Origin of the sequence: Nocardiopsis xinjiangensis YIM 90004 (genome assembly GCF_000341145.1) — a bacterium.
GTDB lineage: Bacteria > Actinomycetota > Actinomycetes > Streptosporangiales > Streptosporangiaceae > Nocardiopsis > Nocardiopsis xinjiangensis.
In genome coordinates, this window is the sequence record NZ_ANBE01000022.1 from 1 (window position 1) to 22,427 (window position 22,427).

A 22,427-nucleotide genomic window follows, 5' to 3' on the forward strand; every position below is an offset into this window, starting at 1 on the left:
GCCGGTGCCGTCGCCGATCTCGTCGTGTTCGATCCCGACACCATCGCCGCACGCGCCACTTTCGACGACCCGTGCCGTACGCCGGTCGGTATCGAGCACGTCCTGGTCAGTGGTGAGTTCACGGTCCGCGACGGCCGGCGTACCGAACGGCTCCCGGGGCGTTCCGTGCGCCGGAACGGGCCGTGACCGAGCGAGGGCCCGGCCCCCGACCGGCCCGCGCCCGCCGCGGCCCTCAGCCGATGACGACCGCTCCGGCCAGGACCGGATCGCCGAAGCTCACCGAACCATGGCCGGAGGCGAGGGCCCGGCTGCTCTGGCAGCTCGTCCCCGCGAACAGGGCGAACCGCACCTTGCTGTCGCTGTTGATCGTGACGACCCCGCCCTGACCGGTCTCGAGGGGCCGGCAGCCGCCGTTCTCGACGATCTGCTCGTGGCCGGACTCGAAGACGACGCGGATCGTGTTCTTGTCGTCCTTGTTCGACATCCCCGAGATCGCACCGGCGATGGTGGCGGACATGGTGGCGAGGTTCGCAGGGCGAATCGGCACAGGGTTCCCCTTTTCTGCCGGGCCTTCCAGGCACGGAGGTCCCAGCCGCGCACGGAGTTGGTTACTCCGTGTCATTTAGCTACAGGGGTGTGGAGAACAGGCGCAGCTCAGGCGGAGTGTCGGCCAATTTCTCCGGTGACGGACCGTTGGCAACGCGGCCCGGATCCTCTAAAATCTGCCCAGAGCGCCGTCGCGGCCCGTCGGAGGCCGGAACACCGGAGGAGGAGCACGTGTACTACGTCCTGCTCCTCGCCATGGAGTTCCTGGCCCTGGGGGCCCTGCCCTCCGACCTGGTCACCGCGCTGGCCCCCGGAACCCTCGCCCTGGTGGCGGTCGCCGCCGCGTCCTGCCTCGTCCTGTACCTGGTTCGGGGCCTGACGCCCTGGCCCACCGGTGAGGCCGCCGCGGACGCCGCACGTGCGATGCGCCGTAGGTCCGAACGCCTGCAGGTCGTCACGTTGTGCGATCCCGCGGCAGCGGGCAAGCCCCGTCCCAGAGCGCCAGGAGCGGTCCCCGCGACCGCTCGCTGACCTCCGCCCGGTCCCGCCGGAACCCTCGCATGCAGCCGCGCCCTCATCGGGCGTTCCCGTGCTGCCGTGTCCGGGGAAGTGCCTGATCGGGCAGTTCTCATCCGGAGAGTGCGTTCCCGGGGGAACCCTGTTCGGAAGAGCCTGCGCCCGAGGCGTGGGAGTGAGCGGTCCGACGTCCCTACCGCATCCGTTCCGGACGAAGGGCCCCACCCTTGTACAGCTTCGCTCCCATCGCGGCCGCCATGGACCTGGTCTCCTCGGCCCTGGCCGCCCTCACCGCACTGCTCACCCCCGTCGTTCCCGCCGCCGCGGCAGGCCTGTCCGTCGTGCTCCTGACCGTGGGGGTGCGCCTGCTGCTGGTCCCTGTCGGCATCGCCCAGGTACGTGCCGAGAAGGTGCGGGCCCGCATCGCACCCGAGTTGGCGCGCATCGGCTCCCGCCATCGCGAGGACCCGGAGAAGATGCTCGCCGAACAGCGCAGGGTCTACTCCGAGGCCGGTTCCTCACCCTTCGCCGGCTGCCTGCCCGCGCTCGCGCAGATGCCCGTGGTCCTGGCCCTGTACGGCGTCTTCATCGGTGCCTCCGGGGGCGCGGATCCCCTGCTGTCCCACACCTTCGGCGGCGTCGAGCTCGGGTCGGCCCTGATCCCGTTCGCCCAGGGGGTCTCGGTGGAACCGGTCTTCGCGCTGCTCATCGCCTTCCTCGCCCTGGTCGCCTGGGCCCAGCGCACCTACGTCATGCTTCCGACGATGCGGACCGACCCCACCGCGGACGGACAGGGCCGGCCGCCGATGCCGGGCCTCCTCACCTACATGCCTTACGTGACCGCGGTGATCGCCGCGTTCGTGCCCTTGGCGGCCGGGCTCTACCTGCTGGTCTCCACCGCGTGGGCGCTGGGGGAGCGGCTCGTGCTGCGCCGGGTGCTGCCGGACTGATCCGCGGGCGGGCCGGGAGCCGGGCCCTTTCCGAGACAGCGGTGCCCGGGACCGCTCGGCCCCGGGCACCGGTGGTTCTGTCCCGGCCGGTTCCGGTTCGGCCGGTTCTGCGTCCGTGGATCAGAACTCCACGGTCACGCAGCCCAACCGGTCGCCGGCCTGGCCGGCCTCGCCCTCCTCGGTGCCGGTGTGCTCCTCGTGCAACACCAGGGACTGCGCCTCGCCCTCGCGGAACTGCCACGGGACGGTGGCCGTTGCGTCACCGTTGCCACTGTCGTCGGTGGTGAAGTCCAGCCACACCTCGTTGTCGGGGTTGGCGTACTCGGGGTCGGCGGAGGGGTTGTCCTCGTCGGCGGCCGGGTCGACCTCGTCCTGGTAGTGCGGGCCCGAGTCGCCGGGGTCGTCGCCACAGGGCTCGGTGTGCACGTGGGCACCGAAGTCGCGGTCGGGCTCCAACCCGGTCGCGGTGAACTGGACCTCGCTCTCCTCCTCCGTGGTGCTGACCTGCACGTCGGCGGTGGCGCCCTCCGGGACGGCCATCTCGTCGTAGGTGACCGCGCCGGCGCCCTCGCCGGGCGGGAGGAAGGTCGCGGCGGTCACGCTGGGGGAGCTCGTGGGCTCGGCGACCGATTCCTCGTCCCCCGCGGCGCCGCTGGTGTCGGGCCCCTCGTCCGAGCACCCTGCGGCGAGCAGTGCGGTCAGGGCAAGGCCGGTGGCGACCTGAATCGTGCGCATGGCGGGACTCCCGGTGTCTTCTCGACGGCTGTCCGCAGTGTTACCCAAGGTGTTTATCTGATAACTGTGCGTGCGAAATGTCTGCCTCGGAGGTTCCGAGGGGTGTGCGCGCCCGATGCGGGACCCTCGGGTGCGACGCTCCGGATACTACCGGTCACGCTCGGCATGCTTGGCGGGGGGTTGATCGCGGTTCGGATCCGGCCCTGGGGCGGGGTTTCGGCATGCAGGCGGGGGTGAATTATGTAACGGATATCACATTGAAGGGTGTGAAGCGTGAGCCAGCCACCAGATCCACCGACGCCCGGGAGCACCGACAACCCCGCGAACACCGAAGCCGCCGCCGACGGAGAGCTCGAGCGCAACACCATCGTGCGCCGCGTGATCGGCCTCCTGCTCGGCCCGTTGCTCGGCCTGGCCGTCTTCATGGCGATGCCCGAGATCCCGTTGCCCGTCGAAGGCGACGACGGGTCCATGGCGCCGACCGGTGACTTGTCGCCCAACGCCGCCATCGTGGCCGCCGTCGCCGTGATCATGGCCGTGTGGTGGATGACCGAGGCCCTACCCTTGCCGGCCACGGCACTGCTGCCCCTGGCGGTCTTCCCCATCGTCCTGGAGGGCACCTCCATCGACGACGTCACCGCTCCCTACGCCAACGACATCATCTTCCTGTTCATGGGCGGGTTCGTGATCGCACTGGCGATGCAGCGGTGGAACCTGCACAAACGGGTCGCGCTCTCCATCGTCGCCGCCGTGGGAACCGGGCCGGTCAGCATCATCGGCGGCTTCATGCTCGCCACCGCTTTCATCACCATGTGGGTCTCCAACACGGCGACCGCCATGATGATGTTGCCGATCGGCCTCGCCGTCATCGGTCTCGTCACCCAGCTCAGGGACGGCCGCACCGACGCCAACTTCGCGACCGCCCTCATGCTGGGCATCGCTTACGCCTCGTCGATCGGCTCGGTGTCCACCCTCATCGGTACTCCGCCCAACGCCTTCATGGCCGGTTACCTGTCACAGGAGCACGACATCACCCTCGGCTTCGGTCAGTGGATGATCGTCGGCGCCCCGCTCGCGGCCCTCTTCCTCGTCCTGTGCTGGATCCTGCTGACCAAGATCGTCTACCCGCCCGAGACCAAGGACCTCGGAGAGGCCCACTCGCACATCCGTCGGGAACTGCGCGGCCTCGGCCCCATGTCGCGCGGAGAGTGGACCGTCCTGGCCGTGTTCGTCTGTACGGCTGCGGCCTGGATCTTCATCCCGCTCCTGGCCGGGACCGAGGGCATCGGCGGGGCACTGCCGTGGCTGGGAAACTTCACCGACGGTGGAATCGCCATCGCAGCGGCCGTCGTCCTGTTCATCATCCCCGTCGACGGGCGCCGCGGTGTGCGCGCCATCGACTGGGAACAGGCCGTCAAACTGCCGTGGGGCGTGCTCCTGCTCTTCGGCGGCGGGCTGAGCCTGTCCGCCCAGTTCGGTTCCAGCGGCCTGAGCCTGTGGGTCGGTGAACGGGTCGAAGGGTTGGGCGAGGTCCCCGGCTGGGTGTTCATCCTCATCGTCGCCGGTATCGTCCTGTTGCTGACCGAGCTGACCAGCAATACGGCCACGGCATCGATCTTCGTCCCGGTCATGGCGGGTGTGGCCCTGGGCCTGAACTTGCCGGTCCTGACCCTGGTCGTGCCGGCCGCGCTCGTGGCGAGCCTGGCCTTCATGCTGCCGGTCGCCACCCCGCCGAACGCGATCGTGTTCGGGACCGGCTACATCCGTATCGGACAGATGGTCAAGGCCGGGATCCTGTTGAACATCGTGTCCCTCTTCCTGGTGCTCGCCACCATGTACACGACCGTGCTCTGGGTCTTCGGCCTGTGAACACCCCCGTTCCCCGTCCGTGCCAGGGCGGAAGCGGGGCCGTACCGGGGCACGGCCCGCCGCGGGGATCCGGCAGACTGGTGCAACCACGACCTTCGTTGAACAGGCGACATGCGAACGATCAGACGCGGCGGCGAACACGAGACCGAGATCAAGAAGTCCCGGTTCATCTGTGCCCTGGCACGGGTGGACAGCGAGGACGCCGCCCGCGCGTTCATCGCCGACCGGCGCAAGGAGCACTGGAGCGCCGCCCACAACTGCACCGCCTACGTGCTCGGCGAGGACGGCGACGTGCAGCGCTCCAGCGACGACGGTGAACCCGGAGGCACTGCGGGTGTACCCATGCTCGAGGTCCTGCGCCACCGCGCACTCACCGACACCGTCGCCGTCGTCACGCGCTACTTCGGTGGGATCAAGCTCGGCGCCGGCGGTCTCATCCGTGCCTACGGGAACTCCGTGTCGGCCGCCGTCGACGAGTTCGGGGTCCTGGAACGGCGTGTTCTGCTGCTGGTGGACGTCCTCGCCGACTACGTGCTCGGCGGGCGATTGGAGAGCGACCTGCGCGATTCCCCCTACACCGTCCGCGGGGTCTCCTACGAGGCGCGTGTATGCATCGGGGTCGCCCTGCCCGAGGACGGACTCGAGGAGTTCGGGGTGTGGCTCGCCGAGATCACCGGGGGCAGGGCCGACCACGAGGTGAAGGGCACCACCGTCGTGGAGGTCGAACCCTAGAACCCCTGGCGCGCACCGGAACCCCGGCCAAGGGGCGGTAACGAGCGGGGACCGGTGTGTGTCGATCCTCCGGCGCTCGGCTTAGGATTTGCCGTGATACGTCATCGTTCATGGGGAGTGACGAACCATGCGCAGCTCACGCGTGCCCCTCGCCTGTGGCATCGCGGTGTTGCTGGTGACCGGCTGCACGGATGACCCCGAGCCACCCGAACCGCAGGGCGGGGATGAGCAGCCCTCGCCGCCGCCGACCGAGTTCCGGGGCGAGGTGCCTCCCGGGCTGGACGGGGAGATCCTGCGCCACCTGCACGGTGAGGACGCGGACGTGCACCCCGTGCTCGACGACGGGGGCGTGCGTATCAGCCCTGTCGGGGGCGCCTTCCTCATCAGCTCCGACGGCGGGGACCAGCACCTCCTGCACGACGCCGCGACCGGCGAGGCCCTGTGGGAGGGCGAGGCCGGGTTCCGCGGTTTCGCCTCCGACTCCGCCGGAGACCCCGTCCTGCTCATGGCCGACTCCGACGACGTGCCCTTCGTGCTCGATCCCGAGGGCGAACAGGTGTGGACCGCCGAGGACGCCGACGAGGTCTACCTGGACGGGCGGGCCGTCGACTACCCCGACGAGTGGTCCGCCGAGGAACCCGGCGGTGCCTTCACCGTCTCCGACACCGACGGCGACGAGCTGTGGAGCTACGACTTCGAGCCCCCCGAGGACGGCTCCGAGGAGGGCGGGGACGGGGGCAGCTCCGAGGAGGACTCCAGCGAGGACTCCGACGAGGGCTCTGAGGACGGTGACGGCGGGGACTCCGAGGACGAGGGCACCGGACCGCCCCTGGGCGTTCCCGTGGCCGCGTGGGACGACACGGTGCTGCTGAGCGACGGTGACTCCGCCCTGGGCGCCCACTCCCTGGACCCCGACGAGGCCGGCGAGGACCTGTGGTCGGTCACCGGCCAGGACGAGGAGCTCGACCTGCCCGACACCGCCACCGGCGCCGTCCCGCAGATCCTCGGGCAGTACGACCTTCCCGGAAACGAGGACGCCGAGGAGACCGACGGGACCGACGGGAACGGGGACGGCGCGCAGGACAGCGACCAGGACAGCCCCGACGACGGCCTGCTCCTGTTGCGCTGGGCCCAACCCGAGGCACCTTCCATCCTGTCGGCCCACGATCTCGATACCGGCGAGACCCGGTGGAGGCTCCAGGAGCCCGGCACCAACCCGGCCGCCGAACCCTTCGCCGCCGCAGGCGCCACCGGAAGCCTCTACGACGAGGAGACCGGGACCCTGCTGCTGCAGCAGGCCAGCGGAGCCGCATCCTCCATCGCCGTCGACCTCGCCGAGGGGGAGGAACGCTGGGGCCTGGAGGACGAAGACACCGCGATCTCCCCCGCCTTCGCCCACGACGGGCTCGTCTACGGAGACCAGCGCGGCGGGGACACCGACAGTTCCCAGCTGGTGCTGGACGCCGTCACCATGGACGTCGTCGACGACGAACTCTCCGCGCGGGTGGAGGCCGTGACCGGGAGCGGGCACGCGATCCTCGTCCAGGACCGCCAGCGCTTCGTCCACGGCCCGCCTCCGGGCGAGGACACCGATGAGGAGGAGGCCTCGGAGTCCCCCGAGGAGGACTGAGGCCCGGGGGACTCCGTCCCGTCGACCGGAGGCCGTACCAGCGTTCGCTCGGTACCCGACGGTCGTGAGGAAGGGCCGGTCCAGGAGTGAAGCCTTCGGGCGGCCTCCTCCAGGGGATGGTGGCACCACGCTTCCGGGCCACCGAACGGAGGAGCCTCGGTTCAGAGACGGGCGGGCCGGCGCTGCCGCCCCTGACGCTCACGGTCGCGCGGGTCCGGGATGCGTGGGGCCGGGATGCGGCAGGAAACGAGTTGCCGGCCACGGCCCCGGGCGGCACGTTAGCCGTCGCGGGTCACCGTGTTTTCAGTTGTGGTTCACCGATCCTTCCTCGGGCGGCTGCGGAAGCCGGTTCCAAAAAGGGTCAGGGTTTTTCCCGGCTCGGCGGGGTTGCGCGCGAGGGCGAGGTTCAGAATTCAACAACCCCGCATTGTTGCAATTGGCCCGAATGCACCCGTTTTCTTTTCTCTCCGGGAGGCGCTCGGTGCAGAGAAAAGCCCGGCGCGCTCCGACGGTGGACCGGCGGAGCCGGGGACGGCCCGTGCTCAGTACCCGGGAGCGACCACGATCCCGCCCTGCATGTGGGGTGCGACCACCCACTCGTCGGCCTCTCCGTCGACGAGGGCGTGGCAGTCGATGTCGAGCGTGTCCAGCTCGTCCTGCTCTTCCTGGGAGACGCGCACCAGCGGATCCATGTCGCAGTACACGTCCTCGGCCTCGGCCTGGTGACGGATCGAGTCCTCGACGTGGTCGCGTACCACCGGCATCTCGGTGAGAGCGCTCTGGTACCGGGTCGTGTATCCGCCGACCTCACCGAGCTCCACGTGCTGTTCGAAGTCCTCGCCCAGGAACGTGACGGTGCAGGTGAACTGCTCGCCCTCCTCGTGTTCGAAGGAGGGGCAGTCCCACGTGGCGTCCTCGTCGATGACACCGGCCGTGCGCGTCAGCTCGTCGGTGGCCCGTGCGCCCAGCGTCTCGGCCAGGTCGTCGCTGCCCTCGGGCCGGAGCTCGTCCAGCTCCTCGGGGGCCACACCGGGCTCCTCGTCCGGGATCGGGCCGTTGCGCCACTCGACCGTGTCGGCGGCGGCTTCCTGCTGCTCCTCCTCGGCGGGCGTTCCGTCCTCCTCGGAGGCCTCCTCGGCCCCGCAGGCGGCCAGTGCAAGGGCAGTGCCGACGGCCGTCAGGGCGAGGGGCAGGCGCCGACGGGGTGCGGGGGTCTTCATGCTCGTGTCGTCTCTCGATCGTGGGGTCGGTCGGAAGGCGGGCCGGGCAAGGCGTGGGGCCTCGACGTGCCCGCGGCGTGGTGTGGGACCCCCGAGAGTCCCGTTCCGTTCACCGAACGTGTGTGTGACGCGGCGCACGCTCTCGTGGGACCATGGCGGGAGACGGGCCACGGTGGTCCCGTGGCGGTCCGGTGGCCTGCGGCGGCACGGCATCGGCGCCCCCGTGGTCCCGAAACCGAACGTGATTCTCTACCATCCGGAGTATGGACCTCCCTGAGAACGGGGCCGCCGCAGCGGGCGCCCCCAACCTGGCCGAAGGGTTCCCCGACGCCACCACCGAGCGGTGGCGGGAACTCGTCGCGGGTGTGCTGCGCAAGAGCGGTGTCGCCGAGGAACGGCTCGCCGACGCACCGGAGTCGGTGCTGGCCGCCACCTCCTACGACGGGTTCGGGATCGCCCCCCTCCACACCTCGGAGCCGCCCGCCGCCGACCCCGGTTTCCCGGGCGCGCCCCCCTTCACCCGGGGGTACCGCGCCGACGGCAACGTCGCCACAGGGTGGGACGTGCGGGCCCGGCACACCGACACCGACCCGGTCCTCCTGCGCCGCCGTGTGCACGAGGACCTCATGAACGGCGCCGGCTCTCTGTGGATCACCGCAGGGGCCGACGGAGTGCCCGCCGACCGCCTCGGAGAGGCCCTCACCGACGTCCACCTCGACCTCGCCCCGGTCCTGCTGGACGCGGGACCTTCCTACGCGGAGGCCGCCGACGCCCTGCTCGCCGCACACGCCGACGCCGGGGTCCCCGACGGGCGCGTCCTCTCCCACCTGGGCATCGACCCGCTGGGCACCGCAGCCCGGACCGGCGAGGCCACCGACGTCACCGGCCCCGTACGCTTCGCCGCCGACCGGGCCCGCGGCCGCCCCCGCCTGGGGCTCCTCGCCGCCGACGGCACCGTCGTGCACAACGCCGGCGGCTCGGACGCACAGGAACTCGGATGGGCCCTCGCGGCCGGTGCCGCCTACCTGCGCGCCCTGCACGAGGCCGGCATCGACCCGGACGAGGCCGCGGACCGCATCGAGTTCCGCCTGGCCGTGAGCGCGGACCAGTTCGCCGGCATCGCCAAGCTCCGCGCCGCACGTGCCATGTGGAACCAGGTCCTCGCGACCGGCGGGGTGAGCCCCGACCGGCGCACCATGCGACTGCACGCCACCACGTCCGAAGCGATGACGACCCGCCGCGACCCGCACGTGAACATGCTGCGCACCACCGTGGCCTGCTTCGCCGCCGGGATCGGGGGCGCCGACACCGTCACGGTGGAACCCTTCGACTCCGCCGTGGGCCTGCCCGACGACTTCGCGCGCCGCGTCGCCCGCAACACCCAGGCGATCCTCCAGGAGGAATCGAACCTGGCACGGGTCATCGACCCGGCCGGCGGGTCCTTCTTCGTGGAGTCCCTCACCAAGGACCTCTACGAGGCCGGGTGGGCGTTCCTGCGGCACATTGAGGCCTCCGGAGGCGCGGCCCGTGCCCTCGACGACGGGGTGCTGCGCGCCGGCGTCGACGAGGTGTGGCAGCGCCGCCGCTCCGACATCGCCCACCGCAGGTCCCCGCTCACCGGCGTCAGCGAGTTCCCCGACGCCGCCGAGATCCCACTGGAGCGCCCCGCCGATCCCGCACGGTCGCCGGTGCCCGACGGGTTCCCGCAGCGTCGCTACGCCCAGGACTTCGAGGCGCTGCGCGACCGCGCCGACGCGCAGGAGCGCATGACCGGGCAGCGCCCCACGGCGTTCCTGGCCACGCTCGGTCCCGTCGCCGCGCACACCGCCCGCGCCTCCTTCGCCACGAACCTGCTGGCCGCCGGGGGTGTGGCCGCCCTCGACCCCGGTCCGTCGGAAAGCGCCGAGGCGGCCGCGCACGCCTTCGCGGATTCCGGGGCGCGCGTGGCGGTCCTCTGCGGCTCCGACGAGCTCTACGCCGAGCACGCCGAGGACGCCGCCAGGGCCCTCAAGGGCGCCGGTGCCCGCCGGGTGCTGCTCGCGGGCACGCCCCGCGACGTGTATCGGCAGGCCGGGGTGGACGCCTTCGCGCACCAGGGTTGCGACGCCGTCGAGATCCTGACCGACCTGGTGGACCTGCTGTACACCGACCCGCCGGCACAGGCCGTGCACGAAGAGGGGGAGAAGGCATGATCCCGGATCTGTCCGAGGTGGCCGCGGAGCCGCCCGCGTTCTCCGGTGAGGGCGCCGCCGACTGGAGCGCCGCCGTCGAGGCCGGTACCGGCAAGGCCCCCGGCGCCCTGGAGTGGGAGACCCCCGAGGGCATCGGCGTCAAGCCCCTCTACACCCCCGCCGACCGCGAGGGCCTGGACTTCGTCGACGGCCTGCCCGGCATCGCCCCGTACCTGCGGGGCCCGTACCCGACCATGTACGTCAACCAGCCGTGGACGATCCGCCAGTACGCGGGGTTCTCCACGGCCCAGGAGTCCAACGCCTTCTACCGGCGCAACCTCGCCGCCGGGCAGAAGGGCCTGTCGGTCGCCTTCGACCTGGCGACCCACCGCGGCTACGACTCCGACCACCCGCGTGTGTCCGGTGACGTGGGCATGGCCGGTGTGGCCATCGACTCCATCTACGACATGCGCCGGCTGTTCGACGGGATCCCGTTGGACCGCATGAGTGTGTCCATGACCATGAACGGTGCGGTGCTGCCGGTCCTGGCGCTCTACATCGTGGCGGCCGAGGAGCAGGGTGTGCCCCCGGAGAAACTCTCGGGGACCATCCAGAACGACATCCTCAAGGAGTTCATGGTCCGCAACACCTACATCTATCCGCCGCAGCCGTCGATGCGGATCATCTCCGACATCTTCGCCTACACGTCGCAGCGGATGCCGAAGTTCAACTCCATCTCGATCTCCGGCTACCACATGCAGGAGGCCGGGGCCACGGCCGATCTGGAGCTGGCCTACACCCTCGCGGACGGGGTCGAGTACATCCGGGCCGGGCAGAGCTCGGGGCTGGAGGTGGACGCGTTCGCGCCGCGCCTGTCGTTCTTCTGGGCGATCGGGATGAACTTCTTCATGGAGGTCGCCAAGCTGCGCGCCGCCCGCCTGCTGTGGGCCCGCCTGGTGGGCGACCTGGGCGGGAGCGAGCCCAAGTCGCTGAGCCTGCGCACCCACTCGCAGACCTCCGGGTGGTCGCTGACCGCGCAGGACGTGTTCAACAACGTCACCCGCACGTGTGTGGAGGCGATGGCGGCGACCCAGGGCCACACACAGTCGCTGCACACCAACGCCCTCGACGAGGCGCTGGCGCTGCCGACGGATTTCTCCGCGCGCATCGCCCGCAACACCCAGCTCCTGCTGCAGCAGGAATCGGGTACCACGCGCACGGTCGACCCGTGGGGCGGCAGCTACTACGTCGAGCGCCTCACCCAGGAGCTGGCCGCCAAGGCGTGGGAGCACATCCAGGAGGTGGAGAAGGCCGGGGGCATGGCCGCCGCGATCGACGCCGGCCTGCCGAAGATGCGTATCGAGGAGGCGGCCGCCCGCACGCAGGCGCGCATCGACTCCGGACGCCAGCCCGTCATCGGCGTCAACAAGTACCGCCCGGACACACCCGACGACATCGAGGTGCTCAGGGTCGACAACTCGCGGGTACGCGCCGAACAGCTCGAGAAGTTGGAGCTGCTGCGCGCCGAACGCGACGAGGAGGCCGTGACCTCCGCACTGAACGCCCTGTCCGAGGCGGCCTCGCGCGAGTCGAAGGCGGACCAGAGCCTGGAGTCCAACCTGCTCGCCGCCGCCGTGGACGCCGCACGCGCCAAGGCGACGGTGGGGGAGATCTCCGACGCCATGGAGAAGGTCTTCGGCCGTCACTCGGGGCAGATCCGTACCATCCAGGGTGTGTACAAGGACGAGGCCTCCCACAGTGAGGACGCCGCCGGCCTCATGGACCGGGTGACGCAGCGGGTCGACGACTTCGCCGATGCCGAGGGCCGCCGCCCCCGCATCCTGGTCGCCAAGATGGGTCAGGACGGGCACGACCGCGGCCAGAAGGTCATCGCGACCGCCTTCGCCGACCTCGGTTTCGACGTGGACGTGGGTCCGCTGTTCCAGACCCCGAAGGAGGTCGCCACCCAGGCGGTGGAGTCCGACGTGCACGTGATCGGGGTGTCGTCCCTGGCCGCCGGGCACCTGAGCCTGGTCCCGGCGCTGCGGGAGGAGCTCGCGGAGCTGGACCGTCCCGACATCATGGTCGTGGTGGGCGGTGTGATCCCGCCCGACGACGTCCAGGCCCTCCACGAGGCCGGCGCGGCGGCGGTGTTCCCACCCGGGACCGTCATCGCCGAGGCCGCGGTCGGCCTCCTCGACCAGCTGGAGGAACAGGTCGAAGAACAGGCGTGAACCGGCACCGGTCTGTTCGGGGGACCGCCGGCCCCGAGCCACAGAGAAGGGGAGTGAGCGTGGCCGCTTCCACGCCGAACACACCGCGACGGCGCCGTGCCGTGGACGTGCCCGCGCTGGCCGAAGGTGTGCTGTCCGGGCACCGGCCGACCCTGGCCAGGGCGATCACGCTGGTCGAGTCGCGCCGCCCGGACCACGTGCGCGCCGCCCAGGATCTGCTCGTCCGGCTGCTCCCGCACACCGGGAAGGCGCAGCGGGTGGGCATCACGGGGGTGCCCGGCGTCGGCAAGTCGACGTTCATCGACGCGTTCGGTTCCATGCTCACCGAGGACGGGCACCGGGTCGCGGTGCTGGCGGTGGATCCCTCCCCCAGCCGCACCGGCGGGAGCATCCTCGGGGACAAGACCCGGATGGAACGCCTGGCCAACGACCCGAACGCGTTCGTCCGGCCCTCCCCGACGGCCGGGACCCTCGGCGGGGTGGCGCGGGCGACCCGCGAGACCATGCTGCTCATGGAGGCCGCAGGTTTCGACGTGGTCCTGGTGGAGACGGTCGGGGTCGGCCAGTCCGAGATCACGGTCGCCGACATGGTGGACTGCTTCGTCTTCCTGACGCTGGCGCGCACCGGTGACCAGCTCCAGGGCATCAAGAAGGGTGTCCTGGAACTGGTGGACGTGGTCGCGGTCAACAAGGCCGACGGTCCGCACGCCGCCGACGCCCGCAAGGCCGCCCGGGAGCTCTCCCGTGCGCTGCGGATGCTGCAACCGCTCCACCCGGACTGGCGCCCGCCGGTACTGACCTGCAGCGGGATGACCGGGGAGGGGCTCGACCGGGTGTGGTCGACCGTGGGCGAGCACCGGGACGTGCTGTCGGCCTCGGGTGAGCTGGACCGGCGCCGCAGCCGCCAACGTGTGAGCTGGATGTGGGACCAGATCCGCGACCAGCTCATGGACGGGTTCCTGCACGACCCGGAGGTGAGCGGCCTCGTCCCGGGGGCCGAGGAGGAGGTGCGTTCGGGGGAGACGACCGCCACGCTCGCCGCCCGCCGCCTGCTCCGCGCCTTCACCCAACGTGATGGCTTCCCGGAGGCCTGACCCGTCGGCACGGGGGCGGTGCAGGACGGTGGGAAAAGGCCTGAGATACTGTCCGGTATCCGCAAGAGCGTGCGTCATGTCGTTAAATGACCCACGGTGAATGGGTGATACCAGGCCTTTGCGGGTCGGGTTCGTGACCAGGAGACGAAATTTCTTCCTGGACACCATTCCCGAAGCGGCGGTTCGCTTATACCGTGAGTGTCCGACCTACCAGATCGAGCGGACACGTCGAGCGCTTCCCCGCGCCGGGGACGACGAGGTGGGAGTGGACCTCGGCCCTGGCGGGCGTGGTTGCCCGGTCTGCATAAGGTGAAGCAAGGGACCCCTCAACATCGCCACGTGGGGCCGGGAGGAGTGAACGTGCACAGGCTCGGACTGAGCACGCGGGCGGAGAGCCGCAGCGTGATCGTCGCGATCGAGGGAGAACTCGACATCGCGACCGCCGACGACCTCCGGGAACACGTCCAGCAGGCCATGGACGAGCACGGGCCATGGCTGATCCTGGACCTGTCCGCGCTGGATTTCATGGACTCCAGCGGACTCAACGTCATCATCAGTACCTACCGTTCCGTGCGTGAGGCCGGCGGTTCCCTGTCGCTGGCCGCCCTCAACGAACGGGTCACCAAGGTCGTGCGCCTGGTCGGGCTCCACCGCCAGGTCCCCGTCCACCAGAACGTCGCCGCCGCCGTCAGTGCCATGGACGCCCTGGAGGCCAAGAGCCAGGCCGGTTGAGCCACCGTGCCGCACCGACCTCCCGGAAGCGCCCTCGACCTGTCCTGGGACCACAACAGCCATTACCACAGCCATGTGATCCGCCGGCTCCCCGAGCACGCCGCCCGTGTGCTCGACGTCGGCTGTGGCGACGGGCGCCTGGCCCGCACCCTGGCCGGCCTCGGACCGACCGTGGACGCCCTCGACGCCGACCCTGCCGTGATCGCACGCGCCCGCGCCCTGACCCCTGCGCGTCTGGGCGTGAACTACCGCGCGGTCCCCTTCGAGAAGGCCCTCCTCGACCCTCGCGGATACGACGCGGTCACCGCCGTCGCCGCGCTCCACCACATGCCGCTCGGACCCGGCCTCGACCGTCTCGCCGGCGCCGTGGCGCCCGGCGGGACCCTCCTGGTGCTGGGCCTGTACCGGGAGGCCCACCCGGCCGACCTCGCCACGAGCGTGGCCGCCCTCGGACCCCAGTGGTTCATCGGCGCAGGGCTGAGGGTCGGACGCACACTGGCTCGCCTGCCCGATGCGCCCGCCGTGCCCGAGGCGCCCATGCGCGTGCGCGACCCGGTGGAGTCCCTGCCCGAGATCCGCGCCGAGGCCGCCCGACGCCTGCCCGGGGCGCGGGTGCGGCGCTTGTTGTTCTGGCGTTACAGCCTGGTATGGACCCGCCCGGAGTGAGGCCCGAGAGGTCCGATGCCCGCTGTGGGCCGGACGCGCCCGGTATGAAACCTGGGAATCGCGGCAGCCCATGAGGATCATGGGCACATGAGCGAACACGCACCCGGGCACGTCGTCGACCTCGATGCGATCACACCGGACATGCGCGACCTGGTCGGGGGCAAGGCCACCGGGCTCGCCGAGGTCCTCCGGGCCGGCGAGAACGTGCCTGCGGGGTTCTGCGTGACCACCGGGGCCCACCGTTCACGCGAGGTCCCCGAGGAGGCCGTGGCCGCCGCCTACGAGCGCCTCGGCGGCGGCACGGTCGCGGTGCGCTCCAGCGCCACAGCCGAGGACCTGTCCGAGGCCTCCTTCGCCGGACAGCAGGACACCTACCTCCACGTGCGGGGCACCGAGGACATCGTCCGTGCGATCCGCCGCTGCTGGGACTCCCTGTGGACCGAACGCGCCGTCGCCTACCGCCGGGACTTCGGGATCCCCGACGGCTCCGTGAGCATGGCCGTGGTCGTGCAACGCATGCTCGAACCCCGTACCGCCGGCGTCCTGTTCACCGCCGACCCCGTCACCGGAACCCGCGACACCACCGTCGTCGACGCCACGCGCGGACTCGGGACCGGTGTCGTGGACGGGACCGCACACCCCGACCACTACGTGCGCGGCACCGACGGCCACATCACCGGCCCCGACGACGGCTGCCTCACCCGTACCGAGGTCGAGTCCCTGCACGATGCCGGCCGGCGCCTCCAGACCGCCCAGCACGGTCCGCGCGACATCGAGTGGGCCTTCGACGCCGACGGCACCCGGTGGATCCTGCAGTCCCGCGCCGTCACCACCCTCTTCCCCCTCCCGCCCCGAAGCGAGGAGAGCCGGGTCTACTTCGAGGGCGGACACATGCAGGGGATGCTGCGGCCCTTCACCCCCATGGGCATGTCCGTGCTCCGCTCGGTCACCGGCACCTGGGTCGCCTCGACCGGGCTCGGAAGTTCCTCCGCGGGTGCCAGGGCCCTGGTGGCCGACATCGGGGGCCGCTTCTACCTCGACGTGACCCGCCTCGTGCGCACACCGTGGATCCGCGGAGCCCTGCCCGGATCCATGCAACTGTACGGGCCCAGGGCCGGGCACGCCTTCGAACGGTTGTTGTCCGACCCGCGCTTCACGCCCCTGCCCGCAGGTCCCGCCCTCACCACCGCCACCCGGGCGGCCCTGCGGTGCCTGCCCCTGGCAGCCGGTGTACTCCGGGACGCGGTCTCCTCCCTCGTCGACCCCGAGGGGACCCGGAAACACCTGTTCCGGCTCGGTGAGGAGCTGGGCGCCGAGACCGTCCGGGATCCCGCCGAACCGGACGGGGCCGCAGCCCGCCTCCACCGTTCCGAAACACTCCAACACCGGGCGTTGGAGACCATCACCGGGATGCTCGGCCCCGTCTACGCCGGCCTCGTCGCCGCGATGCTGCCCCGCGCCGTGCTCGCCGGGATCGCCGAGGAGGGCGAGACCGAAACGGTTCTGCGCGGCATGCCGCACAACGTCACCACCGAGATGGACCTCGACCTGTGGCGGGTCTCCCGGCGCGCCGCCGACCACAGCGACCTCTTCCTCGGACACGACCCCGAGGAGCTCGCCGCCCGTTACCGGCAGGGACGCCTGCCCGACATCGGTCTGGACGGTTTCCTCGAACGGTACGGACGGCGCAGCGCCGCGGAGATCGACGTCGGTGTGCCCCGCTGGACCGAGGACCCCACCCCGGTGTTCACGCTCCTGGCCAACTATCTGAGGGTCACCCGCGCCGAGGAGTCACCCGACCGGCGCTTCGAACGCGCAGCACGGGAGGCCGAACGAACCCGCGCCGACCTCGTCGCCCGCGCACGCCGCCGGTCCCCGTGGCGCGCCGCCGTCGCCGACTTCTTCCTCGACCGGGCCCGGAAGCTCGGCGGCCTGCGCGAGTACCCCAAGTTCGTGTGGCTGTACGCGATCGCCGAGACCCGTCGGGAACTGCTGAGCGTCGGCGCCGACCTCGCCGAACGCGGGCGCCTCGAAAGCGCCGAGGACATCATGTTCCTCGACCTGGCCGAGGCAGGCCGCGCCGTCATGGGCGAGGATCCGCGCGCGACGGTGACCCGCCGCCGTTCCGAGTACCGGCGCGAACTGCGGCGCCGCCACGTTCCGCCGCTGCTGCTGTCCGACGGCACCGACCTGGAGGCCGCCCTTCCCGCGCCCGAGCCGGAGAACGGGCTCCTGGTCGGGGTGCCGGCCGCGCCGGGGACGGCCACCGGGCGGGTACGTGTGATCCGCGACCCCTTGGGCGCCTCGTTGAACCCCGGAGACGTCCTCGTCGCACCCACGACCGACCCGGGATGGACGCCGTTGTTCATGACCGCTTCCGCGCTCGTCGTCGAGACCGGATCGACCGTCGCCCACGGCCCCACCGTCGCCCGCGAGTACGGGATACCCGCGGTCATCTCGTTGCGCGGGGCCACCGAGACCCTGCGCGAGGGCCAGACCGTGACGGTGGACGGCTACGCCGGGACCGTCCGCGTCGACGACACCGGGGAAGCGGGGTGAGGGCGGCGCGGACGACGGGTCACCGTTCTTGGCGCAGCGAAGGGTTTGGTGGAGGCGTCCTCACCGGTGAGCGGAGGCGGGAGGACGGCGCAGCTGCTCCAGGAGCAGACTCATCCGGTACCAGGGGTCCGGTGTCTGCGCTTGCCGGTCCTGCAGGTCGTACCAGGCGCCCGGGGCGAGCCACGGGCCCAAGGGCGTGCCGGGGACCGGACCGTTCAGCATCTCGGAACGGCCCAGGCGCTCCAGCGGCTCCACCCCCAGCGCGACCGCAGCCGGGGCCATCGCCCCGGTAAGGAAGGGGCGTCGCGTCAGGTCCGCAGGACCGCGTCCCCGCCGTACCTCCATCGCGTGCAGGGAACCGTTCTGGACGAGCTCCGACGCCGCCTCGGCCACCGGGTCCAGGGATGGGGCCTCCTCTCCCGGGAAGGAGACCGAGAAGGTCACCGTCTCGCGCACCCCGTCAGGGACCCGCCTCGTGCGCACCGTGCCCTGGAACGACGCGTGCCACCCGCCCGCACAGGGCCCGGGGCGCCGGAGAACGCCATCCAGGCCGGCCCGGGCGCCCGTCGCCGTGCGATGCGTGTGAGTACCGCCGGGTCCCATTCCGTCGACAGCGGTTCGTTCACCCCCAGGAGCGCGGGCGGACCGCCGGCCAGGTGCTCGGCGAGGAGTTCCACCGCCGCTCCCAACTCCAGATCGGCGTCCGCGGGGTGGACGGTCTTCAACGACACCAGGAGCTGGTGCTCGTCCTCGTCCGGGGCGGGTTCGGAGCGCGGGGGAAAGGCCCTGCGTGTTCCGGGGCGGAGCGAGACGAACCCGTACCCGGGGTCCCACGACAACGGTTCGGCGGAGAGCCCGTCCCGGTGGCCCGTGCCCTCGGCCACCACCCACCGGACCAGCGGAGTGGTCAACAGCTCCGCCATCGGCCGGGTCACCCGCGCCCCCGGAGGGGTCACGATCTGCAGCCCGCGGCGTGCGCGCGCGTGCAGTGCCAAGGCCTCCATGAGCCAAGGCGACGCCGACACCAGAGGACGGTCCTCCACGAGGACCGCCGTGTGCTCGGTGACCGCTGCCGTGACGGGGTCGTCCGTGCCCGCGCGCAGGAAGCTCTCCAAAGGCGGAAGGTGTTCCAGCGGCTCCCGCACCACCCCTCCGTGGTGTTCGACCAGGTAGTTACCGAACCGCCGGACCACGTCACGAGCGCCGTACTCGGCCCTGCCCAGAGTGGTGGCCCGTGCCTCCACCCACCAGGGCTGTGCGGGGGTCTCGTCGGGCAGCGGGACGTCGAGCACGCGCTCGGCTTCGGCGGAGGTCGCCTGCCACTCGGCCGCGCGGACCGTGGCCACGAGGTGGCCGTCCTCGTCCCGGAGCTGCACGAGGGCGCCGTCGGCGACGAGCCGGACCCGGAGCGCGGGGCCGGCCGCCACGAGCGCGCGCGTGAGGCCGTCGATGCCGGGAGGCTGTTCCAGGAGGGCAGTGAGAGTGAGGCTCATGGGGCTTGGTTCATGGGTGTCAGGTGTCGTTGTTGGCTTCGTCGATTTTTTGTTGGAGCCAGGCGGGAATGTGCTCTGGATCCCGGGGAAAGCGCGCGAGGTCGTCGGCATAGCCGTGGGGTGAGGGACTGAAGAGGAATTTGGGTGGGTCGTCGTAGTTGAAGGTGACGTCGTAGTGGGTGGGTGGGGTGATGGTATAGCGCATCGAGAACCAGGTACCCCGGCCTTTTTGGTACATGCCAGAGCGGAGGCGCTTGACGTCGATGATTACTTCAGGAAAGGGGACGAGGTCTCGTTCTCCATTGGGACTTCGAAGGTAGAGTCCGTCGGTGGAGAACCCCTTCAGGCCGTCCCATTCATAAGTAAGTTCCTCCCACTCCCTTGTTGCTGCCTCCAGGAAAGATCGTCCAATTCTAATCAGAATTTCTTCTTGCTCTTCAGGGGTCATGTTGCCAACTTTTGGCGGCCTCATATTTTCCCTTTGTGTTACTGAATGGGTAGGTTTTCGTAGTGCAATTTCTTTTGCGGTACTCCGTTGACCTTCCAGTCCACTCGGATGTCACTCGGGGGAGGATATCTTACAGTCCCATCTTTCAGGGTGATTGGTTCCAGATTTGGATCATCGGTCATCCGGATGCTGGTCTCGATCTTGGGAGGCCTCGGGCCGGATTCTAGGGCTGGCCCTAGAGTGGACATTACTTCATCGTAGTCTTGCTTGAGAATTCCCCTGAGCAAATGCTCTTTTCCTTCTAGGAGGGCTTCCCATGTCCGCTCTGCATTCCTGTAATTTCCTGTTATTCCTCCATTTGCTACGCGATGCTGATTCACTTCCGTAAGCATGGCGACCTGATTAAGGTGTTCTCCCGGGCCATGAAGTTTACCTGATGCGTAGAGGTGTCCGCCATTCCATGTTTTTGACCCTGTCTTCCAAAGCTCTACTTCTCCGGGGTTTGGATTGCGCCCGTGGTCCGCCTTGAAGTCTTCAATGATTTGATGATTAAGTTCCGTGAAATATTCATCTGCCCATTGGCCGATTTTGTCTTGGGCGTCCTTGTTTCGGTCATGTTTTCCATAGTCGAGCTCGCCTTCTGCGCGGACCGTGCGGCCGTTGGAGTCGGTGTAGTAGGTGTACTCCGTTCCGCCGGTCCGGACCACGTACTTGGCATCCTTGTGAGGGTTGAGCAACTCAGGATGGTCTGCTCCACGCGTCCGCGCATCCGTGTGGATCTCGGTGATCTTGCCGCCGGAGTCGGTGAAGTAGGTACTCGAACGCCCCTCTGAATCGGTGATCTCGTAGGTGCGGTTGGGTTCCAGGTCGGCGCCGTCGCCGAAGCGCTCCGTAGGACCCGGCATGAGGGAGTCGTCGGGGCCGACGTGTACCGGCGCACTCGACCCGTTGTCGGAACCTCAGCCCCTCCCATTGCCAGAGGACGGAGGTCCCAGGTCTCCACTGGTGCTACTGGTGCCACCTTCGTCGACGGTCGGAGTCCGGGAACCTTCCTCGTCGGGGTCGCGCAGGGCCGGTGCTTCGGGCGAGGGGTTCTGCCCGTCGGGGGACGTGGTCCAGGGGTCACCGGAACGGTCCGCGCCCGCGTCCCTGGTGCCTTCGCGCAGCTCTTGGCCGGTGGGGTCGGGTTCCGTTCCGGAACGGTCCTGTGCCCCCTCACGCCGGCCGCTGTCGGAAACGTCGCGCGGCGGGGTGTCGGTGCCGTCTCGCGTGCCGGCCCCCGGTTCGCTGCGGAACCCTCCATCGGTCTCACCCTGTCCCGGACCGTCCTCGGGCGTCGTGGAACCGGAAGAGTCACTCCCGCCTTCCCCGGGCGTGCTGTCATGGGGCGTCGGTGCGGGCGTCTGCTCTCCGGACGACCCGTCCCCGCGGCCCTCCGAACCAGCCCCGTTCCCATCGCCGGGGCTCGCCGGGCCGGGGCCTTCGGGCGTAGCCGGCGGGGTCGGTGCCTCCGGTCCCGGTCCGGGGCCCAGGTCCGGAGCGCCACCCTGGCCACCGCCCAGCTGGTCCTCCAGCCGCTGCAGTGACTCGTCCATACTCTGCAGCGACGACGTCAGATCGGGATGGGTGGCCGGAGGCTCGGGTGAGGGCACGGTGTCGGTGCCGCCCGCACCCCCGGGTGTGGTGGGCGAGGTCCCCTGACCGCCTCTGTCACCGCCGGTTCCGTCCGCGTCGGGCGTGCCGGTGTCGAACCCACCGGACGTGTCGCCCGAGACCCGGAGCCAACTGGTGGGCGAGAGCATCGACAGCACGTTCAGGGTGCCGTTGGTGACGGTGAAGCCGGGCCGGTCGTCGAATTCGCTGACCGGGACGATGGAGTCACCGATCTCGGCCAGAGCCGCCTGGCTGTTCTCCCACTGGGCCTGCCAACCACCCGGGTCTTCCCACTCCCCTCGGGCGTTGGAGCCGAGCACGGCCCAGAAGGTCTCCTGGGCGTCGGACCGGTTGGCGCCCATGTTCTCGCCCCACTCGGTCCCGAAGGGGTAGGCGGCCTGGCCGTCGCGCCACACCCCGGTCGCCATTCCGACCCCGACGGCCTGACCCACGATGAAGGTGCCCACACCGGCCAGGCTGTCCTCGATGTGTCCGGTGGGTTCCGCGACCGAACTGCCCCAGGGGTTGGCCTGGTCCACGGTGTCGCCCGAGACCCCGTAGAGCTCCTTGTCGCGCTCTCCGGGCATCTCGGTCTGGTCGTGGCGCGCCTTGTCGGAGTAACCACTGAACAGGGTGCCGTCGTAGTGCGCGCCGATGGCGTTGGCGCACTCGCGCTCGGCCTCCTGGTAGGCCTGGACCGCTTCGGCCACACGGTTGTTGATCCCGTTGTTGGTGGCCCGGTGGATCTCGTCGTCGAGCCACTCGTCGTCCCAGCCCACCTCCGCGCGGAACTCCTCGGCCTCCTCCTTGAGGCCGATGAGGGTCTGCTTGATGGAACGGGCGTTGATGGCGAAGCCTTCGAGGGCCCATGCCGCGTCCTCGGTGACGGTGGCCACGTCGGAGGCGTCCACCGTGACCGGGTCGAGAGCGCCCAACAGGGTCTCGGACTCGGGGGCCTCGTAGACCGGCGTCAGCGCTCCCCACGAGGCCTTGATGTCGCCGGCGGTCTCCTCGATGTTCTCGCCGGCGGTGCGTAGGTCCGAGGCGGCGGTCTCGAGCTCATCGGGGTCGATCTTCGGGATGGGGATCATCGACGGGCTGACCCCGCCGTCCGAGGCCGGGGCCGCGCAGGGGCCGATGTCGAAAGAGGAGGGGGCGTCGTCCATGTCCTCAGGGGGG

19 protein-coding genes and 1 pseudogene are annotated in these 22,427 nt (G+C 70.4%); 12 read left to right on the forward strand and 8 right to left on the reverse strand.

Features of this window, described 5'->3' with window-relative positions; translation table 11 throughout:
* A pseudogene (locus D473_RS24705) lies at positions 1–186 on the forward strand (D-aminoacylase); the annotation flags it as partial.
* 46 nt (positions 187–232) lie between these two features.
* Here the strand turns inward: D473_RS24705 and D473_RS0111445 are convergent.
* The gene (locus D473_RS0111445; RefSeq protein WP_026126851.1) at positions 233–547 is read right to left on the reverse strand and encodes a hypothetical protein; all 315 of its coding nucleotides are present in this window, start codon (positions 545–547) and stop codon (positions 233–235) included.
* Between the two features lie 230 nt (positions 548–777).
* Here D473_RS0111445 and D473_RS0111450 point away from each other — a divergent pair, with 230 nt between their 5' ends.
* Both D473_RS0111450 and D473_RS0111455 read left to right on the forward strand, forming a co-directional pair.
* Complete coding sequence (locus D473_RS0111450; protein ID WP_017609208.1) at positions 778–1,077, forward strand: DUF6412 domain-containing protein; 300 nt, start codon at positions 778–780, stop codon at positions 1,075–1,077.
* A 212-nt stretch (positions 1,078–1,289) separates the two neighbouring features.
* Positions 1,290–2,012 (forward strand): YidC/Oxa1 family membrane protein insertase, encoded by a 723-nt coding sequence (locus tag D473_RS0111455; protein ID WP_017609209.1) that lies wholly within the window; start codon positions 1,290–1,292, stop codon positions 2,010–2,012.
* Between the two features lie 120 nt (positions 2,013–2,132).
* Here D473_RS0111455 and D473_RS0111460 read toward each other — a convergent pair whose 3' ends face one another.
* Positions 2,133–2,747, reverse strand: coding sequence for a superoxide dismutase family protein (locus D473_RS0111460; protein ID WP_017609210.1), 615 nt, complete (start codon positions 2,745–2,747; stop codon positions 2,133–2,135).
* 273 nt (positions 2,748–3,020) lie between these two features.
* Here D473_RS0111460 and D473_RS0111465 point away from each other — a divergent pair, with 273 nt between their 5' ends.
* The 3 genes from D473_RS0111465 to D473_RS0111475 all read left to right on the forward strand — a co-directional run bounded on the left by D473_RS0111465 (position 3,021) and on the right by D473_RS0111475 (position 6,978).
* Positions 3,021–4,616: an SLC13 family permease gene (locus tag D473_RS0111465; RefSeq protein WP_017609211.1), complete on the forward strand. Its 1,596-nt coding sequence runs from the start codon at positions 3,021–3,023 to the stop codon at positions 4,614–4,616.
* A gap of 111 nt (positions 4,617–4,727) precedes the next feature.
* On the forward strand, positions 4,728–5,348 hold the full coding sequence (locus D473_RS0111470; protein ID WP_017609212.1) for a YigZ family protein: 621 nt from the start codon (positions 4,728–4,730) through the stop codon (positions 5,346–5,348).
* 127 nt (positions 5,349–5,475) lie between these two features.
* Positions 5,476–6,978: an outer membrane protein assembly factor BamB family protein gene (locus D473_RS0111475; RefSeq protein WP_017609213.1), complete on the forward strand. Its 1,503-nt coding sequence runs from the start codon at positions 5,476–5,478 to the stop codon at positions 6,976–6,978.
* 542 nt (positions 6,979–7,520) lie between these two features.
* Here the strand turns inward: D473_RS0111475 and D473_RS24710 are convergent.
* Positions 7,521–8,198 carry a hypothetical protein gene (locus tag D473_RS24710; protein ID WP_017609214.1) on the reverse strand — a complete coding sequence of 226 codons (678 nt, stop codon included), beginning with the start codon at positions 8,196–8,198 and terminating at the stop codon, positions 7,521–7,523.
* A gap of 263 nt (positions 8,199–8,461) precedes the next feature.
* Between D473_RS24710 and D473_RS0111485 the strand changes: the two genes are divergently transcribed.
* From D473_RS0111485 to D473_RS0111510, 6 genes are all read left to right on the forward strand, one after another.
* On the forward strand, positions 8,462–10,390 hold the full coding sequence (locus tag D473_RS0111485) for a methylmalonyl-CoA mutase family protein (RefSeq protein ID WP_017609215.1): 1,929 nt from the start codon (positions 8,462–8,464) through the stop codon (positions 10,388–10,390).
* A complete protein-coding gene (gene scpA, locus D473_RS0111490; RefSeq protein ID WP_017609216.1) occupies positions 10,387–12,603 on the forward strand; it encodes a methylmalonyl-CoA mutase in 2,217 nt (738 codons plus the stop codon). The genes D473_RS0111485 and scpA overlap by 4 nt, the downstream gene beginning before the upstream one ends.
* Before the next feature lie 53 nt (positions 12,604–12,656).
* Positions 12,657–13,697, forward strand: a complete 1,041-nt coding sequence (gene meaB / locus D473_RS0111495; RefSeq protein WP_026126852.1) for a methylmalonyl Co-A mutase-associated GTPase MeaB — start codon at positions 12,657–12,659, stop codon at positions 13,695–13,697.
* Positions 13,698–14,057: 360 nt separating this feature from the next.
* Entirely contained in the window at positions 14,058–14,429 is a 372-nt protein-coding gene (locus D473_RS0111500) for an STAS domain-containing protein (RefSeq protein ID WP_026126853.1), read from the forward strand.
* Between the two features lie 6 nt (positions 14,430–14,435).
* Entirely contained in the window at positions 14,436–15,095 is a 660-nt protein-coding gene (locus D473_RS0111505) for a class I SAM-dependent methyltransferase (RefSeq protein WP_017609219.1), read from the forward strand.
* An 87-nt stretch (positions 15,096–15,182) separates the two neighbouring features.
* The gene (locus D473_RS0111510; protein ID WP_017609220.1) at positions 15,183–17,654 is read left to right on the forward strand and encodes a PEP/pyruvate-binding domain-containing protein; all 2,472 of its coding nucleotides are present in this window, start codon (positions 15,183–15,185) and stop codon (positions 17,652–17,654) included.
* Positions 17,655–17,714: 60 nt separating this feature from the next.
* Here the strand turns inward: D473_RS0111510 and D473_RS26045 are convergent, their stop codons facing one another.
* From D473_RS26045 to D473_RS0111525, 5 genes are read right to left on the reverse strand one after another with little or no spacing between them, the layout of a single operon-like run.
* On the reverse strand, positions 17,715–18,110 hold the full coding sequence (locus D473_RS26045) for a DUF6177 family protein (protein WP_051043038.1): 396 nt from the start codon (positions 18,108–18,110) through the stop codon (positions 17,715–17,717).
* A complete protein-coding gene (locus tag D473_RS25700; protein WP_051043040.1) occupies positions 18,095–19,147 on the reverse strand; it encodes a DUF6177 family protein in 1,053 nt (350 codons plus the stop codon). Before D473_RS25700 ends, D473_RS26045 begins: the two co-directional genes overlap by 16 nt.
* Before the next feature lie 19 nt (positions 19,148–19,166).
* Positions 19,167–19,595, reverse strand: a complete 429-nt coding sequence (locus D473_RS28125) for a hypothetical protein (RefSeq protein WP_241474769.1) — start codon at positions 19,593–19,595, stop codon at positions 19,167–19,169.
* Between the two features lie 38 nt (positions 19,596–19,633).
* Positions 19,634–20,500: a DNA/RNA non-specific endonuclease gene (locus D473_RS27170; protein ID WP_152436818.1), complete on the reverse strand. Its 867-nt coding sequence runs from the start codon at positions 20,498–20,500 to the stop codon at positions 19,634–19,636.
* 54 nt (positions 20,501–20,554) lie between these two features.
* Positions 20,555–22,414 (reverse strand): hypothetical protein, encoded by a 1,860-nt coding sequence (locus D473_RS0111525; RefSeq protein ID WP_017609222.1) that lies wholly within the window; start codon positions 22,412–22,414, stop codon positions 20,555–20,557.
* Positions 22,415–22,427: the final 13 nt, after the last annotated feature.